The organism is Butyrivibrio sp. TB (genome assembly GCF_900110805.1).
GTDB lineage: Bacteria > Bacillota > Clostridia > Lachnospirales > Lachnospiraceae > Butyrivibrio > Butyrivibrio fibrisolvens_C.
In genome coordinates this window covers 40629-57151 of sequence record NZ_FOER01000007.1, presented here as the reverse complement: position 1 = coordinate 57151, position 16523 = coordinate 40629, and the positions used below count along the sequence as shown (strand labels likewise).

The 16523-nt window shown below is 38.1% G+C and carries 15 protein-coding genes; 9 read left to right on the top strand and 6 right to left on the bottom strand.

Annotated features, from left to right (window positions below; genetic code table 11):
- Positions 1-8 precede the first annotated feature (8 nt).
- From BMX21_RS06135 to BMX21_RS06115, 5 genes are all read left to right on the top strand, one after another.
- Positions 9-2201, top strand: a complete 2193-nt coding sequence (locus BMX21_RS06135) for an ATP-binding cassette domain-containing protein (protein WP_092042432.1) — start codon at positions 9-11, stop codon at positions 2199-2201.
- An 8-nt stretch (positions 2202-2209) separates the two neighbouring features.
- On the top strand, positions 2210-4186 hold the full coding sequence (locus tag BMX21_RS06130) for an MFS transporter (protein ID WP_177173950.1): 1977 nt from the start codon (positions 2210-2212) through the stop codon (positions 4184-4186).
- A 3-nt stretch (positions 4187-4189) separates the two neighbouring features.
- Complete coding sequence (locus tag BMX21_RS06125; protein ID WP_092042426.1) at positions 4190-5128, top strand: D-alanine--D-alanine ligase family protein; 939 nt, start codon at positions 4190-4192, stop codon at positions 5126-5128.
- Positions 5129-5239: 111 nt separating this feature from the next.
- Positions 5240-7363 (top strand): SpoIIE family protein phosphatase, encoded by a 2124-nt coding sequence (locus BMX21_RS06120; RefSeq protein WP_177173949.1) that lies wholly within the window; start codon positions 5240-5242, stop codon positions 7361-7363.
- Positions 7364-7578: 215 nt separating this feature from the next.
- Positions 7579-8499, top strand: coding sequence for a hypothetical protein (locus BMX21_RS06115; protein WP_143057209.1), 921 nt, complete (start codon positions 7579-7581; stop codon positions 8497-8499).
- Positions 8500-8947: 448 nt separating this feature from the next.
- Here the strand turns inward: BMX21_RS06115 and BMX21_RS06110 are convergent, their stop codons facing one another.
- Positions 8948-10036 carry a GGDEF domain-containing protein gene (locus BMX21_RS06110; RefSeq protein ID WP_092042418.1) on the bottom strand — a complete coding sequence of 363 codons (1089 nt, stop codon included), beginning with the start codon at positions 10034-10036 and terminating at the stop codon, positions 8948-8950.
- Between the two features lie 122 nt (positions 10037-10158).
- Between BMX21_RS06110 and BMX21_RS06105 the strand changes: the two genes are divergently transcribed.
- The gene (locus BMX21_RS06105; protein WP_143057208.1) at positions 10159-10401 is read left to right on the top strand and encodes a hypothetical protein; all 243 of its coding nucleotides are present in this window, start codon (positions 10159-10161) and stop codon (positions 10399-10401) included.
- Between the two features lie 91 nt (positions 10402-10492).
- Here BMX21_RS06105 and BMX21_RS06100 read toward each other — a convergent pair whose 3' ends face one another.
- Complete coding sequence (locus BMX21_RS06100; protein WP_092042412.1) at positions 10493-11308, bottom strand: InlB B-repeat-containing protein; 816 nt, start codon at positions 11306-11308, stop codon at positions 10493-10495.
- Positions 11309-11661: 353 nt separating this feature from the next.
- Between BMX21_RS06100 and BMX21_RS06095 the strand changes: the two genes are divergently transcribed.
- Both BMX21_RS06095 and BMX21_RS06090 read left to right on the top strand, forming a co-directional pair.
- Positions 11662-11976 carry a type II toxin-antitoxin system RelB/DinJ family antitoxin gene (locus BMX21_RS06095; protein WP_092042624.1) on the top strand — a complete coding sequence of 105 codons (315 nt, stop codon included), beginning with the start codon at positions 11662-11664 and terminating at the stop codon, positions 11974-11976.
- Positions 11973-12305 carry a type II toxin-antitoxin system RelE/ParE family toxin gene (locus tag BMX21_RS06090; protein ID WP_092042409.1) on the top strand — a complete coding sequence of 111 codons (333 nt, stop codon included), beginning with the start codon at positions 11973-11975 and terminating at the stop codon, positions 12303-12305. The genes BMX21_RS06095 and BMX21_RS06090 overlap by 4 nt, the downstream gene beginning before the upstream one ends.
- A 25-nt stretch (positions 12306-12330) precedes the next feature.
- On the opposite strand, the gene BMX21_RS20170 is transcribed toward BMX21_RS06090, so the two are convergent.
- Positions 12331-12582, bottom strand: a complete 252-nt coding sequence (locus tag BMX21_RS20170; protein WP_092042406.1) for a helix-turn-helix domain-containing protein — start codon at positions 12580-12582, stop codon at positions 12331-12333.
- Between the two features lie 150 nt (positions 12583-12732).
- On the bottom strand, positions 12733-13626 hold the full coding sequence (locus BMX21_RS06080; RefSeq protein WP_092042403.1) for a hypothetical protein: 894 nt from the start codon (positions 13624-13626) through the stop codon (positions 12733-12735).
- A 612-nt stretch (positions 13627-14238) separates the two neighbouring features.
- Between BMX21_RS06080 and BMX21_RS06075 the strand changes: the two genes are divergently transcribed.
- Positions 14239-14517 (top strand): hypothetical protein, encoded by a 279-nt coding sequence (locus tag BMX21_RS06075; RefSeq protein ID WP_022753180.1) that lies wholly within the window; start codon positions 14239-14241, stop codon positions 14515-14517.
- A 211-nt stretch (positions 14518-14728) separates the two neighbouring features.
- Here the strand turns inward: BMX21_RS06075 and BMX21_RS06070 are convergent, their stop codons facing one another.
- Both BMX21_RS06070 and BMX21_RS06065 read right to left on the bottom strand, forming a co-directional pair.
- Positions 14729-15856: a hypothetical protein gene (locus BMX21_RS06070; protein WP_092042400.1), complete on the bottom strand. Its 1128-nt coding sequence runs from the start codon at positions 15854-15856 to the stop codon at positions 14729-14731.
- 15 nt (positions 15857-15871) lie between these two features.
- A complete protein-coding gene (locus BMX21_RS06065; RefSeq protein ID WP_092042397.1) occupies positions 15872-16522 on the bottom strand; it encodes a hypothetical protein in 651 nt (216 codons plus the stop codon).
- Position 16523: the final 1 nt, after the last annotated feature.

Genomic DNA, 16523 nt, shown 5'->3' with positions numbered 1-16523 from the left:
AGAATCACATGGGATGGTTTGATGAACAGATAAAAGAAAGAAATAGGGCCGATCAGAAAGCTTTTGACGAAGCTTTTCTTAGGATTGCAAGTGCAGTCACCGGTAAGCGCTTGTCAGAAATCCTTGGCGACGATTCGCTTGCCACAAGGGAAGCTTTGCATGAGATCATGTATTTCTATCATATCGTTCCTTCGGAAGTTCCAAACAATATAGATAAGCCCGAAGACGAGATGGAATACCTCCTTCGTCCTCATGGCATCATGCACAGGGAAGTTGAGCTGACAGGAGAGTGGTTTGATGATGCTACAGGTGCCATGCTGGCTGTAAGATCAGATGATGGATCTGTTATTGCTCTTATTCCAGGGCATCTTGGAGGATATACTTTTTATGACAATAAGCTAGGCAGAAGGGTTAAAGTCACAACACTTAATGAACATCTTATTGAAAAAAAGGCTGTCGCTTTCTATAAGCCCCTTCCAATGCGCAAGATCGGTATGCATGATCTTATGATCTATGCAGCTGAGAACATTTATAGATCAGACGTGGTTATATATGTTACCATGCTTGTGTTAACCACGATAACCGGTATGATCATAACTTCACTTACAAAGAGAATATTTGGTGAAGTGATCGATTATGGACAGACCATACCACTACTTGCGATAGGTGTATTTCTTACTCTTGTACAGATCAGTATGATATTGTTCAAGCTTGTCGAAGAGATAGTTCTTGTAAGAGTATCCACAAGGCTTGATATCAATCTTCAGGCTGCGACCATGATGCGTATATTATCACTTCCTTCAGACTTTTTCAGAAAGTTCAGTGCTGGTGAATTGGCAGGAAGAAGTGAATATATCGCCATGATCATCAACAGTATATTTAATTCGGGTTTGTCAGCGATATTTACAGCAGTCATATCATTGACCTACCTGATACAGATTAGTTTTTATGCATCGTTTTTAGTTATTCCTGCACTTATAATAACGCTCATCAAATCAGGGATAACTCTTCTGGCAGTATACATGCAGATTCCTATAACCAAAGAGCACATGGAGACCTCCGCCAAGGAACAGGGACTTTCTTATGCCATGATAAGCGGCATACATAAGATCAAGTTATCCGGCGCAGAGAAAAGAGCTTTTGCCAAATGGGGAGAAATATATGCAAGGATGCTGCGTCATGCTTATAATCCGCCAACATTTCTAAAGATATACCCGGTTCTTAATACAGCTGTGTCAACTATAGGAACCATAGTATTATACGTAATCTCTTATAAAAACGGAATCAGTGCCGCAGACTATATTGCTTTTACTACCGGATTTGCCTTTGTATCAGGAGCACTTAGCTCGTTGACAACTGCAGTTGCCACTATAGCCAAGCTTAGTCCTGTAATAGATATGGCAAAGCCTATTTTTGAAACTGAACCTGAGATCAGTCAGGACAAGCAGGTTATTCAAAGTCTGTCCGGGTCTATTGAACTTAATAATGTTACATTTAGATATTCCAGCGAGATGCCTCCTGTCATAGACAATCTATCTCTAAAGATTAAGCCCGGAGAGTATGTGGCTATAGTTGGCAAAACAGGATGCGGCAAATCTACACTTCTTAGACTTTTGCTAGGATTTGAAGAACCTGAAAAAGGCGGAATCTTCTATGATGGCAAGGATTTATCCTCTATAGATCTAAAATCCTTAAGACAGAAGATAGGAACTGTAATGCAGAATGGTTCTCTTTTTACAGGAGATATATATTCCAATATTGCTGTTGCAGCTCCGGGATTATCAATTGATGATGCCTGGGAAGCAGCCAGGAAAGCAGGTCTTGCTGATGATATAAGAAAGATGCCTATGGGTATGGCTACGCTTGTTACAGAAGACGGAAGCAATATGTCTGGAGGACAGAAGCAGCGCATCCTTATTGCAAGAGCGATAGCAGGTAATCCCAGGATACTTATGTTTGATGAAGCAACCAGCTCTCTTGATAATACAACTCAAAAGAATGTATGCGATGCTCTTGATAAACTAAAGTGTACCAGGATCATCATAGCACACAGGCTTTCAACGATAAGACAATGCTCCAGGATAATACTTCTTGAAAATGGTAATATAAAAGAAGAAGGCACCTATGACGAGCTTATGGCTCTTGGCGGTGCTTTCTATGAACTTGTGAAAGATCAGACTGTAGTTCCAACCATCGGATGAGGTTATGTATGAATAAGATAAGAGCATACCTTTTTGCCGGATCTACGCTAACGATAATACTGGTTGCAGTTTTCCTCTGGGTGCTGAATGTTGGTAAGCCTTCAGAGTATACTACTGAGCCTTTCAATATTTTGATCATACTTACTATTATAGCTATTATTTGTCTTGCAGCTTTTTTTGCCAGAGGTCCTGTGTTCAATATTTATGGAAAGCTGGAAGCGGTTAATATCAATGCTATTTTGATCACAGTACTTGTTATAATCCAGATGGCTTTTTTCTTTGAGATCATATCCGTGCATAACCAGATCCTTAATTATCAGGTTTATGACAAGATCAGATATGCTACTACAGTTGCAGAAAGATCAACTGATGAGGACTTGGATCGTGATCTTACGCACCTTCTAAGTTTCTCTATAACCGATATCATGGTTTTAGATGAAGATGGTAATGTCATTCATTCTTCTGATCAAAATCTTATTGGTACGTTGTCCGTAGAGGATAATTATACTTTTCCTTTTGGAGACGGAAGGCGTATCAAATTCATAATAGACAGAACCTACAATCACGATGAATTAAGAAATGAAATCCTTGACTTATTGACAGTACTTGTAACCTCGATCTTTTTTTCTGTTGAGATTGTTATTATGATGCTTAGGATCATCCAAAGAAAGATAGAAGCATCTATTACGGATGATTCACTTGGCACGGCTGTTGTTGAAGATAATCAAAGTAAGATGATCAGTGCTTTGTATTATATAAGGCAGATTTCATTTGTGTTTTACTTTGCATCAAGACTGTCTTCAGCTTTCATACCTACTATGGCCAAAGAGCTTATAAATCCGCTTTCTTTTATATCTGACAACACGGCAGCAGGTCTTCCGCAATCTGCTGAGACGCTTCTTACATGTTCAGCCATTTTTATTACTACTATTATTCTCGAACGAAAAGGCTGGAAACTGCCTTTTATGTCAGGCCTTATACTTGTTGCACTTGGAACCTTTATATCTGCAGTATCACCAAATCTGCCTGTGTTCATATTGTCAAGAGCAGTAGTAGGCCTTGGGTATGGCCTTTGCTGGATGACTCTTAGGAATCTGTCACTTTTTGGCAAAGATGAAAAAGAAAAGCTCCTTGGCTTTGCACTTCTTAATGCCGGTATATATGCAGGCATGAACTGCGGATCCGCTCTTGGAGCTATTCTTGCAGATATATTTGGATATAGGACAGTATTTGCCATATCAGCAGTTCTTACGATCATGACTTCACTTTTTATAATAAAGCTTGAGAATTCCATCCTTCCTCGTAAAAATACGAATAATGCTAAGAAAGGCGTTGACTCTTTACATACAGATACTAAAGAAGGCAAATTTTTATCAAGTGATACTATTCCTTTTGCTCAGAAAATCCAGGCAATAATATTTGTAATACTTATGATAGCTCCCGCAAGCATCGCTGCATCTTATCTAACATATTATCTGCCCTTGTATTTCCAGAATATGGGAGCATCTACAACAGATGTAGGACGTGCACAGCTGATATATGGAATCATCATTGTATATGCGGGGCCTATGCTATCTATGTTCCTTATAACAGCTGCAGACAAGTCTTTAAAGACTATGAATATAGTATATAGTCTTATGATAGCTGTAAGTCTTTTTGTACCGGGATTTGGATCAGGCATATTGCTTCCTTTCCTTGGTGCAGGATTACTGGGGCTTGCTGACAGTTTTGGATTTGGCGTTCAGAACAATTATTATCTAAGTCTTCCGGCTATAGAGCATTTGGGCGCTTCCAGATCGCTGTCGGTTCTGTCTTTTACCAAGAAGATGTTAGAGATGATAGGCCCTTTTGTATTTGCCGCAGCTATCATGATAGGATACCAGGCCGGTATAAGGCTTCTGGCGGTTATATTCGGCTTGATGGCCATTTTATTCATAATACTTGGGAAAAAGAAAAACGAACTGCATCATAATAGGAGACCATAGCTTATGAATATCAGTATTGTTTATGGCGGAACTTCTGAAGAAAGATATGCATCTTCACAAAATGCTCATGATATAGCCGATGCCCTGAATTCAAAAGGCTATAAGACAAAACTTATAGAATTTGGCATGGATATTATGGCTACGATCAAGGCAGCAGGTACGGATGTTGTCTTTGTCTGTACTCAGGGCAAGGGGTACGGAGACGGTACTCTTCAAGGTATGCTGGAGCATGAGAAGATTCCTTATACAGGAAGCGGAATGAGGGCTGCCAGCCTTATAAATGACAAGATATTGTGCAAATCTCTTTTTGACAAATATAATATCAGAACTCCAAAGTGGGAGATTCTGTATAAGTCAAGATTCATGCAGGGCGATTTTGATTTTGATGCCTTAGGATATCCTTTTGTAGCCAAGGCGCCGACTCAGGGCGGAAGTTATGGGATAACCTTGATCCAAGGACCTGACGATCTTCCAAAGATTGAAGACATCTTTAAATATGACGATCCGATCCTTTTGGAACGATATATTAATGGGAAATTCTATACAGCAGGTATATATGAAAGAAAAGGAGATATAGTGTCTCTTCCTGTTGTAGAGGGAAGAGATCTTGACCTTTTTTCTTCGAACAGGCCTGATGACCCACAGCTTATCGTATTTACAGGTAACTATGACATAGCAAAAAGCTCATTGGAAAAAGAGCTTGAAGATGAAATATTAAAAACAGCAAGGAAAGTCTGGAATATCACTTATGCAAGAGGCCTTGCCAGAGTTGATTTTATGGTTTCGGATACAGGTAATGAGGCATATGTACTTGAGATCAACGCCGTTCCGGGGCTGAAAAAGAATTCTCTAATGCCCAGGGAAGCGCAGCTTATGGGTATAGCATATGAAGATTTTATAGAAGATATTCTTTTGACTGCGCTTAATCAATATACAATTTAACCGTAGGCTTAATTTTGAGATTGTTCCATTTTCAAAAACAGATTGATGCCGCGAGCTCCATCAATTTGAACCCTATAAGCCACTTACTTTGCTCGCGACATGAGGTTAAATATGTTTAGAAATATGAAAATCAGTATTAAGATCCTTCTTGTTATCATGATAATGTCCCTTGGCTCACTTCTTATCATCTTCGGGGCGTCTTATTATTTTATGAACTCTATGGTGGAGGAATTCGAGCACACCAATATCACACTTGGGCTTAACTCCTCGACAATAGCCAAAGACTCGCTCCTTGATCAGGCCGAAGATTATCTTGTCAAAATCGTTGATAAGCAGGCTCAGGCAGCCAATGAGAAGTTCTATTCTGTAAATAAGATAGTAACGCAGTCTTCGATGTATATACACAGTCTGTATACAGATAGTGACAATTTTAAGGGCAAGGCAATCCCTGCACCTGATGAGACAGTTATGGGAGTTGCTTCTTCCAAGTATTTCCTTGTAAAAGGAGTTGAGAATACGCAGAAGATTCAAGATGAAGTCAGCATTTTATCCAATTCCGAATACATGTTTGCTCCATATCTTGAATGCAACAGTATGCTTAACAATATATACATAGGAACAGAAAGCGGGATATCTTACAGATACTCCAGATCCAACCAGTTCAATCCTGACTATGATCCCAGAGTACGCGACTGGTATATAGAAGCAGTTTCTAATGATGGAAACCTGGTATGGCTTCCGACTTACCTTGATACTTATGGTAATACCTGCATCACTGCGGCTATTGATTATAAAGACGCAGACGGCAATATCAAAGGCGTAGTAGCTTCTGATGTAGCTCTTCAGGATCTTATAGATGATGTTATGTCTATGAAGATCGGAGATACAGGTACTTGTTTTATCTTAGATGCAGATTATAACTTCATAGCTCATTATGATATGGATAGCGATTCTTTCAATTCAGATATCTATGCCCATTTTGACAATGATGATTTTATAAATATGCTGTCTACTTCTAATAAAGGAATAATAGAAACAGTATATGAAGGGATCAACAGTTATATAGCATTTTCAAAACTTGAAGAAACTGGCTGGATCTTTTGCGCCAGCATCAATACATCCGAAGTTACAAGTCCTGCTGACAATGCCAAAGCGCAAAGCGACTTAATGACGCAGCAGTCTCAGGAACTTATGCAGACCAGGATTTTTAATATCAATAAGCTTTTTGTTATATATTTTGCAGTTGTAGGTATTATCCTCATCCTTGTATCCTTTGCAGTATCCGGTACCATAACACGTCCGATGCAGGTCCTTGCCAAGAATGTACAAGGAATCGGCAAAGGTAACTTCGACCATAAGATACCTGTAGAAAGCGGTGATGAAGTCGGAAGTCTGGCTCAAAGATTTAATGAGATGCAGGATGATCTTAAGACCTATATGGAAGATGTAAAGACTGCAACAGCAGAAAAAGAGAGAATCAGTACCGAGCTAAGTGTGGCAACTCAGATCCAGTCAAGCATGCTTCCGTCTATATTTCCAAAATATTCTGAGAAAAAAGAGTATAAGATCTATGCTACCATGGCTCCTGCCAAGGAAGTTGGCGGCGACTTCTATGACTTTTTCTATGTAGATGAGAATCATCTTGCTATGGTAGTTGCTGACGTATCCGGCAAGGGCGTACCGGCAGCTCTGTTCATGGTTATAGGAAAGACCCTTATCAAAGATCACACACAGCCAGGTATAGAACCCGGCACCATATTTGAAGAAGTCAACAATATTCTGTGCGAATCCAATGAGGGTGGTCTTTTTATCACAGCATATGAAGCGGTTGTAGATCTTCGAAATGGTGAAGTAAGATATGTGAATGCCGGCCATGAGCATCCATTCCTTATGCACAAGACCGAAGATGGAACATACAAGTATGAAGAAATGAAAATAAAGGCAGGTATAGTACTTGCCGGCATGGAAGATATGGTCTATAAGACCGGTACTTTTACCATAGAACCCGGGGATTGTTTGTATCAGTATACTGACGGCGTTACAGAAGCAACTGACAAGGACAATAAGCTTTATGGCATGGATAGACTGACCGGATTTCTTAACAGTCATATGGATCTTGATCCTGAAAAACTCCTTCCTGCAATCAGGAAAGATATCGATGCTTTTGTTAAGGAAGCGCCGCAGTTTGATGATATCACTATGCTAAGCTTTAAATTCATGAAATATAAAGATTAAATTGTGTGAATTTTGCATAATGAATCTGTGACATTTGCATGGTATTGGCCTAGATACTTAGGTGAATGTAATATATCGTATGTGCACAATGCTGGATGTGGTGCGGCTTTTGGAGCTTTAGTTGTGCTCAATTACCCATTTCTCCATATTTCCCAATGGAAAACATGTCAAAATGTAGTATAATAGACGAAAAAGCAGAAGGGAAGATATGGGGGATGGAAGATTATATCTACTGGCATTTGCCGGGCTTTAGTGTTTTTCGAGACCTGAATAGCACTCTTATTGATGTTATGCAGGAATATCCAAATTGTTTTTATGACAATTACCGGGTCGGAAGCGTTTATGGAACGTTCCCGGGAGCCATTTGGAATGGGGGTAGAACAGTCCTTGGCTTTTGTTCTAAAAACGAGATCGAACGAACTATTCAGCTTTATAATTCCAAAAATGTACCAATGCGCTTCACATGGACCAATCCTTTAATAGAGGAAAGGCACCTTAATGACACTTTTTGCAATCTAATAATGCAAATGGCCGATAATGGCCAAAATCAGGTATTAGTCAACACAGATATCCTGGAGAAGTACCTTAGAAAAAATTATCCAAATTTCAAATTTATCTCATCAACAACCAAAAGAATAACAGATCCCGATAAGCTTCATGATGAGCTGAAAAAGGATTACTTCATGGTAGTACTGGACTATGACATGAATCATAACGAAGAAGTTTTAAAAGGACTTGAACCTATGGCAGACAGAGTCGAGATACTTGTAGATGAAATCTGTTTTCCTAATTGTCCTAATCGCCTTAAGCATTATCGTGATGAAGCCATGAAACAACTTCAATACGAAGTCTCCAAGCCTTTCCCTTGTCCTAACAGACAGGAAAAGAAAACCTTCGCAGACTGTATGAATAAACCTGCATTTATATCAAAAGATCAGATGCATGACTATATAAACAGAGGCTTTAGGAATTTCAAACTTGTTGGAAGAGGACTTCCGCAGTCGGTTGTGGTTGATTCTTATATGTATTTTCTTGTCAAAGAAGACAGTCAGGTATTTGTAAAAGGCGAGCTTGGAAAAAGGCTTCTTGATAAAGCCAAGAAGAGAGAAGAGCTTAGAAAAAGCGTTAGAAGATAAGTCTGTAATTCAAACTTCGCACTTGCCAAACATACGCCACCCTTTGAGGCAGCGCCGATGCGGATAGTTTATAATGCATTTTCATATCTTGAAGGTGTTATAAATTCAAGGACATAGAAATACATCCATGTATTTCTATACATGTCTAGTTACATCCTGTAACCGGGCATGATATCTGGATTTTTATATTCTAGGGTCTGAAACTCGCTTCGCTCAGACATGCAGACCCTAAGAAGAATATAAAAATCCATCTCTCATGCTCCTGAATTTTATAACACCTTCAAAAGATATGAAAATGCATTATAAACTATCCGCATCGGCGCTGTCTCAAAAGGTGGCGTATGTTTGGCAAGTGCGAAGTTTGAATCTGTAATCTAAAGATCAAAGCGGATAAATAGCGGGTACAGTCAGATATCCGCTTTTTTTATATTTGAAATAATGTAGCAGATCAAGTGTTATTATGCTTTATTGACTTTATCTTATATAGTTCGTTATCAGCTTTTTCAATAAGTTCCATTAGATCTTCCTTAGTATTGATAACGCCTGAAGCAACGCCATAGCTAACGTTTATTGGAGTATCTATTCCTTCAACCTTGGAACCATAGACTCTTTTGGCCCAGGTTGATAACCTGCTTTTAAAAGTATCTTCAGAAAGCTTTGTAGTCATGATAAGGAATTCATCGCCGCCATATCGGAAGCAGTCTTTGCGCCTGAATACTATGAAGAGATTAGATGCTGCCATTTTGATAACTTCATCACCTTTTAAATGCCCGAAAGTATCATTGAATGTTTTAAAAAGGTCTATATCTGTCATAGCAACATGCATAGTTACGCCTTTTTTGATCTTGATAGATTCCAGAGCATATCTGTTCATAAGCCCGGTTAGCTGGTCTATAGAAGACTTTATATAAAAATCCTCAGCAAGCTGTCTGGCTTCATAGGTCGCGATGATTGAATCGATCATTCGATGATAACTGATGATACATACTATAACAATTACAACCAGATATAGAAGAGCATTGATAAATACGATATCCTTGGCTCCATCATAGCAATATAAAAGAGCGTAGAAGAACAGATTCTCAACAATCAGTAATAATACATGGTATAAAGGCGTGATAAGGATAAAAGATATTATACTTATATTAGCTATAAATAAGACCAGGATCTGCCTGTCAAGCTTGTAATTAGTATATGAAGTATATAAGCAGAACGCAGATATTACTATAATACATAGATATACAATACATACAGACACATTATGTCCATGGATCTTGCCTTTTAGAAATAGTTCTGAGAGCCCGGCTATGATAAGACTTAGCAATATGACAGCTATAGTAGCGATTGTTGTTATATTAACGTATAGATTATTGTAATAAAGTATAAAATATCTGAGCATGGAAAGAACTCCGGCAATAGCTGTAATTATGCATATCATCTTAACAGATGACATATTGCTCAGATCGATTATGTCGTTGATTTCATCCTTGTTCTTTGGAAGTAGCAATCGCTTTATTTTATTTAATATATCCACCATAATATACCTGTTTAATTGAGGATCGATGTATGCGTTAGTAAATGGATATTAGATATCGATTAAAAATATAGTGCTTTCTATATATCGGAAGAATAATCAGAAATAATTATCTGAAAGAGATTATGATGTTAGAAGCAAGGAACGATGGGCTAAAACACGGAAATAACGGTAAAGGAGGGAAAATTGCGGCAGGTGGCGTTTTTTGGGTGCATCTCTTCGTAAAACTCGCGTTTTGCGAAGAGATGAAAATCGCGCTCTACTCCCGGCTCTACTCCCGGCTCCCGGCTCCTGATGGATGTGATGAATCAGGCTTTGATATACCAACAGATCTTTTGGAGAAAGTCATCTCAGAAGTTCCATTCTGACAACAGTAAAATATGGCAAATTCAAATAAAGCCAGACCTGTTCAGCTTTTGAACATAGGTCTGGCTTTTTTCTTACTTATACTGATAATCCTTAGTTTGCTGTTCCAAACTTACCTGCAAGATACAAGAATCCGGAAAATCCATTCTCATCAAGAAGTGACAAGGTGTCAGTTCCTGCAGGGATTGTAAAGGATACTCTGTTGCCCTTATACTCTCCGTCCAGGAAGCTTACTTCAAGGCTTACATCAGGTCTGTCTGCAAGAGCTTGCATAACCATCTTATGGAAGGAAATCCATCTTGAGGTTTCTATCTTTACTGTAGCTCCCTGTTTTGCATTCTTTATCTTATCCTGTGTATTCTTGTTAAATACATAGTATGCACTTGTAGGAACACGATAAAGAACTTCTCCGCATGAGCACCTGTATACCATTTCACCATTTTCATCTTCCGTGGCTGGTCTTACATCTTCCCATGAATAGGAATGTGTATGGGACTCAGTTTTATTTGATTTAGAAGAATTATCAGATGATGAATTATCAGATGATGAATTATCTCCGCCAGAAGGTGTTGGGGCATCCTGCACAAAAACAGCGGTAAAATCGGTATAGACTCCACCATCATAAAGATCTTTTCTTAAGCGCAAAGGATTTTCAAGACTAGAAGTGCTAGTAAATGTCCACTTTTCAAATGTATATCCTTGTTCTGGTGTAGCCGTAAACACATAATAATCAGTGCTATCAACCTGCGCTTCGTACCATCTGACACTTCCACCATTTGTTGGTGAAATTGCTACATTTGGATCAGCCGCAAGCGCCGTCAGACTCATCCTTGGTACCAGGCCAAGGATCATCACAACTGAGAGCAAAATGCCAAGTAGCATCTTTTCCGCTTTCATTTTTTGTTTCATGTATAAAACCTCCTTTAGATTATTTATCTATAAATAAAACCGCCGTATCTGATAGGGTATACTACCCTGCCAAATACGACGGTTATCTATCTCTGATATATGCAGTTTTATACGAAAAAAGGGCGCAATTAGCTAATGCTGTGCTGTGCTGTGCTGTGCTGTGCTGTGCTGTGCTGTGCTGTGCTGTTAGCAATTGTATTTTTCTGCACCATTACCTGTCAACCCCTCTTCATAAACTCAATATAGATATTTTATCATTTATTTGTTCAAAATTAAACCATTAAAAGTAACAAAAAGCAATTGTATATCTAATCGATATACATTATAATATAGTTGAAAGGATGGTGATGACTATGGCAACTAAAACAGCAAACGTTCTTGCAAGAGTTGAACCCGAAGTAAAGGAAGAAGCAGAAAGCATACTTAATCAGCTTGGTATTCCTGCTTCTGTTGTAATAAACATGCTTTACAAGCAGATCATAATGACGAAAGGAATCCCCTTTTCTTTGACACTCCACAAGGCTCCTACTGCAATAGATGAAATGAGCAAAGACGAATTTGATTCCATGATGGCCAAGGGACTTGCACAGGCAAAAGCAAACGAAAGCCGCCCTGCTTCTGATGTACTCTCAGATATAAGAAACGACATCAAGGAGTGGACTAAATGAATGTATTTGAAGTGAAAGCTACCACTCAGGCTGAGGAACAGATCAGGGAAATAGCCTATCACATATCAGTTACACTGCAGGCACCTGATGCTGCTGCGGCTATGCTTGACGATCTGGATGAAGCATTTGAGACTATTTCCAAGAATCCTGAGAGACAGTTTCTTGTTGAAGAAGAGCCCTGGCACAGTGAAGGCGTTCGTAAGATCAAGGTTAAAAACTACCTTGTGTATTTCTGGATCGACATTGAACACGCGGCTGTTCAGGTAACAGGTGTATGTTATGCCAAAAGAGATCAGAAGAAGTTTTTAAGTAAAATGGACTTACATTAACAAAAGCAGCTGGTAACGGCTGCTTTTATCTTGTACTGTCAACAAATGTATCTGCTTGGATAATCCCCGAATCCAGAAGTGAAAGAAGTTTTGCAGAGGGACCATTTGGTATGTTTGTGCCAAGTTCCCATGCCTGAACCGTCTTTACTGACACTCCAAGCCACATGGCCAGGAACCCTTGTGAGGTTCCTGTTTTTTTGCGTATCTTTTTTATGTCTTCAGCTGTATACTTTTTTACCGGTCTTTGCAGTACATGAGCAGGAAATACCGATAACAAGTCGCACTGCTTACATGTACATCAATGACGGCCTTCTTGATGTGCGCAACATTGACCTTCGCAGACAAACTAGACAGAACCGTACATTTAATACAAAAAGCCAGACCTGTTCAGATGGTCTGGCTTTATTCTTACTGTTATTGATAATTTTTAATTTGTCATTCCGAGCTTGCCTGCAAGATACAAGAATCCCGCAAATCCATTATCATCAAGAAGTGATAAAGTATCAGTTCCTGCAGGGATTATGAAGGATATTCTGTTGCCCTTATACTCTCCGTCCAGGAAGCTTACTTCAAGGCTTACATCAGGTCTGTCTGCAAGAGCTTGCATTACCATCTTGTGGAAAGAAATCCACTTGGATGTTTCAATCTTCACAGTAGCACCCTTATCGGCTTTTTTGATCTTTTCCATTGTGTTCTTATTGAACACATAATATGCGCTTATAGGAACTCGGTACTGCACTGCTCCACACTCACATCTGTATACCATTTCTCCATCTGTGTCTTCAGTAGCAGCTTTTTCTTCAGACCAAAAATAATAATGGGTGTGACTAGATTCGGATTCTTTTTGAACTGTGGAACTTCCTTCATCAGAATCTCCTGTGGAACTTCCTCCATCAGAATCTCCTCCGCCACTTGGAGGCGTAGTATTATATGCTATTCTAAATTTGATGTCATGAAAGTTACCCATACCACTGTTAACAGTGATTGCTGCTGAGTAAGCTCCATTAGCAAGAATAGAACAGGTCCATATACCTAAATTATGACTACTTATGGTTGGATAATCACCTGTTGTAACATTACTTGTGCAAGAAATATAATACATAGAATCAGAGGTGTTGTTAGTGATTTCTATTGTTACCTGAATTACGTCACCGTCATTAACCGTAATTACTTCCGTTTCTACATCGTCGTTACCAAGGTATTCTACATTAAAAGATTTATATACCTGCGCAGCTTCAGCAGTGCCACTTATCCGACAAAAAATTGTTGATGCTAGCAGGAATACCAGACAACCAGTTAATAATCTTCGTTTTTTGAACATAAGAAAAGTACCTCCTAAGAAATATTATATTTTTGTACATTTTTGCACTAAAAAAGCCAAACCAAGCATAATCTGCTAGATTTGGCTTTCTACCCTCATATAAAATTAATGCTGAATTATTTCTTAATGGGCATAGATGGGCATACTTATTCTGTGCTGTGCTGTGCTGTGCTGTGCTGTGCTGTGCTGTTAGCAATTATATTTATCTGCACCATTACCTGTCAACCCCTCTTCATAAACTCAATATAGATATTTTATCATTTATTTGTTCAAAATTAAACTGTTAAAAGTACAAAAACAATTGTATATCTAATCGATATACATTAAGAAAGCCTTCCTGTTTCTGATGTGCTCTCGGACATAAGAAATTAGGATTTACACAGATGATCCATATATAGTACTCTCATATTCAGTGCTATACCTGGCAAAACTGATCAATTGATAGGAACTCTTTTTATTCGCAATTTCTAACAATTTTGTGAAAACTAAATCAAATTATTGAATTAATCAGCTCTACACGCTATAATGTGAAAGTATGTTTTGTTCTAAAGAACTTACAGAGCCGTACCATATACGGTTTCAATATAATTGCTAGATGTTAGGGGAGGACATATGGGACTTTTCGGGGGACCAAAGAAAAATAAAGAATTAGAAAGCTATCTGGCTTCCTGTGAAATGTATATGGATAACAATTATAAAGATGCCGCTCAGGAAGAATTCCAGAAGTTCAAGAAACGTTTCAAAGAACTTGAAGAATACGAATACCTTTCAGAAAAACAGCTTGAGTACTATGATGATGTGTACAGCATGATGTCTGAGAAAATGAAGGGCTATGGTCATGTTCAGATCCGTAGAGATAAAAATGCAATTAAGAATAAATCAATAAGGTAAAAACCTAATACAAAACATAAGATTATAATTTAGAGGCGATATTCGCCTCTTTTTTGATGCAAAAAATCTTTATATATTTATAGTAAATGCACTTAATAAAAAAACTCCCACAAAAAGAGAGCCTGACCCTCAAAGTCAGACCCTCAAAACGCTTGGCAAACCCTCAAAAAGTTTGATTATCCATAAAATATATTTAAGCAATAATTCTTTTTCATTCCATCTTAGTAAACTCGGCTATTATCTGTTCTTCTAATAATTTTTGCTTAGTAGCAGTCAAATTATCCGATGTTCTAATAACAATAGTACCAATTACTATATGCGATCCCGATGAAGATACCGTTCCGTCAAATCTTCCTAAATATGAGTCTCTTCTTTCAGCATACTCTACTGTCTCATATACTTCTATACATCCACCTGCATCTGTTCCATCCTTAATAATATCACCAGTCTGCACTTCCGTAAGATCAGATGTGTAAAAGTACACTGATGCTGTATAACCTCCTTGCTTATTCAGATTACCATTAGGATCATTTTCTTCTGTAACAGCGGCTATTTCTGTTATAGGATCACCTATATTTAGTAGTCTATCAATTACCCATTCTTCAGTCGGATTTGTAATCTGTTCTTGAATAGCTATGCTTTCTTCTGCAGCACCCCTTTGCTCTGACAACTGCTCTATAATATCTGTATAGTCTGGTACAACCAATTTCAACTTTTCTTCATTTAATTTTTGGGTCAGATCTTGAGTTTTTGTTATATTTCCCTCAACTTCAGCTATTTTTTGTTCAAGAGTATCTTTAGGTAATTCATCAAAGCCTTCTTCAGGCGCATACACTTGTATATGACTTTTTTCTGAAGGAACCTCAGCAAAGCTTGTTTTTGCTGCTTCTACCGTCTGAGAAAGAAGAGTTAACGTATCAGGATTATAAGCTACTGCATCGCCCTTTATTATTTCTTCTGAAACATTTATTTCATCTTCAAGTTTAACATTTGCTTCATCGATTGCTTTTAAAGATTCATTATAAGCATCAACCGCAGTATTATATGAGGATATTTCATAATTATATAAAACAATTGTATCCTGATATTCAGCAAGGACATTATCATACGGCGCTTTAACCCCAATATAATATCCAAGGCAAACGACTAGAATAACCAGTATTACAGCTCCCACCACTAATAGTGCAATCTTATTCCTTGGCTTTTTTAATCCATCATTTGTACTACCTTCGTTTAAACTTTTTGAAGTAAAAGATGAGTCTTTATTGTCATTTTTTCTTATATCTAGATTGTCTTTAGCTCTATTACCAACCAATGATTTATCATTGTTGTTTTCCATAAATACTCCTTATTCTCAGTGTGTTTGATTCTTTATATCATCTGCTTCACTTTCCGACTTATATCCAGATTGATCAATAGCATCTAGTTCTTTTTCACTGAGTTCTGCGTCAGACGAGAAATAAATAGTATTTAACTGATCATACTTTGTATCTACTCTATCATCGTATGTAACCTCTAATTTAACGCTTCCTTCGCCTTTGGGATCATATCTAAAAATGACTACATCTTCAGTAGCTTTTTCTGCTTTAGCTGCTACAAGAGTTTTATTAAACTGAACCACATTTGAATCTCCTGTTTCAACCATTTCAACTATACCATCTGAAGATGATATACCACAATTATCTACACCAGTAAATGTATACGTTACTATAATTTCATCATTTACTTCATTTCCTTTATCAGTAATCATTGTACATCCTATTCTTACATAGCAAGCCATATCTGACGGAAATTCCTTACGCTGATTTCCATATGACCAATTACTATCAGTACCGGCCGAATATGTTATGTTAGTTGTTGGAGCGAATTTGCCAACTTTAACAGCCTCTGTGGCTTCGGCATCTGATGCAGTAGATCCTTGCTCAGCTTTATCATCACATCCAGCTAATAAATAAGCTGAAAGCACAATCATCATTAAAATAACAGTAAATCTGCGCATTCTCATA

What these genes read in the sequence shown, in the direction of transcription:
- BMX21_RS06135 (WP_092042432.1), top strand. Translation starts at nt 9, where the DNA reads ATGGGATGGTTTGATGAACAGATAAAAGAAAGAAATAGGGCCGATCAG.
- BMX21_RS06130 (WP_177173950.1), top strand. Translation starts at nt 2,210, where the DNA reads ATGAATAAGATAAGAGCATACCTTTTTGCCGGATCTACGCTAACGATA.
- BMX21_RS06125 (WP_092042426.1), top strand. Translation starts at nt 4,190, where the DNA reads ATGAATATCAGTATTGTTTATGGCGGAACTTCTGAAGAAAGATATGCA.
- BMX21_RS06120 (WP_177173949.1), top strand. Translation starts at nt 5,240, where the DNA reads ATGTTTAGAAATATGAAAATCAGTATTAAGATCCTTCTTGTTATCATG.
- BMX21_RS06115 (WP_143057209.1), top strand. Translation starts at nt 7,579, where the DNA reads ATGGAAGATTATATCTACTGGCATTTGCCGGGCTTTAGTGTTTTTCGA.
- BMX21_RS06110 (WP_092042418.1), bottom strand. Translation starts at nt 10,036, where the DNA reads ATGGTGGATATATTAAATAAAATAAAGCGATTGCTACTTCCAAAGAAC.
- BMX21_RS06105 (WP_143057208.1), top strand. Translation starts at nt 10,159, where the DNA reads ATGATGTTAGAAGCAAGGAACGATGGGCTAAAACACGGAAATAACGGT.
- BMX21_RS06100 (WP_092042412.1), bottom strand. Translation starts at nt 11,308, where the DNA reads ATGAAACAAAAAATGAAAGCGGAAAAGATGCTACTTGGCATTTTGCTC.
- BMX21_RS06095 (WP_092042624.1), top strand. Translation starts at nt 11,662, where the DNA reads ATGGCAACTAAAACAGCAAACGTTCTTGCAAGAGTTGAACCCGAAGTA.
- BMX21_RS06090 (WP_092042409.1), top strand. Translation starts at nt 11,973, where the DNA reads ATGAATGTATTTGAAGTGAAAGCTACCACTCAGGCTGAGGAACAGATC.
- BMX21_RS06080 (WP_092042403.1), bottom strand. Translation starts at nt 13,626, where the DNA reads ATGTTCAAAAAACGAAGATTATTAACTGGTTGTCTGGTATTCCTGCTA.
- BMX21_RS06075 (WP_022753180.1), top strand. Translation starts at nt 14,239, where the DNA reads ATGGGACTTTTCGGGGGACCAAAGAAAAATAAAGAATTAGAAAGCTAT.
- BMX21_RS06070 (WP_092042400.1), bottom strand. Translation starts at nt 15,856, where the DNA reads ATGGAAAACAACAATGATAAATCATTGGTTGGTAATAGAGCTAAAGAC.
- BMX21_RS06065 (WP_092042397.1), bottom strand. Translation starts at nt 16,522, where the DNA reads ATGAGAATGCGCAGATTTACTGTTATTTTAATGATGATTGTGCTTTCA.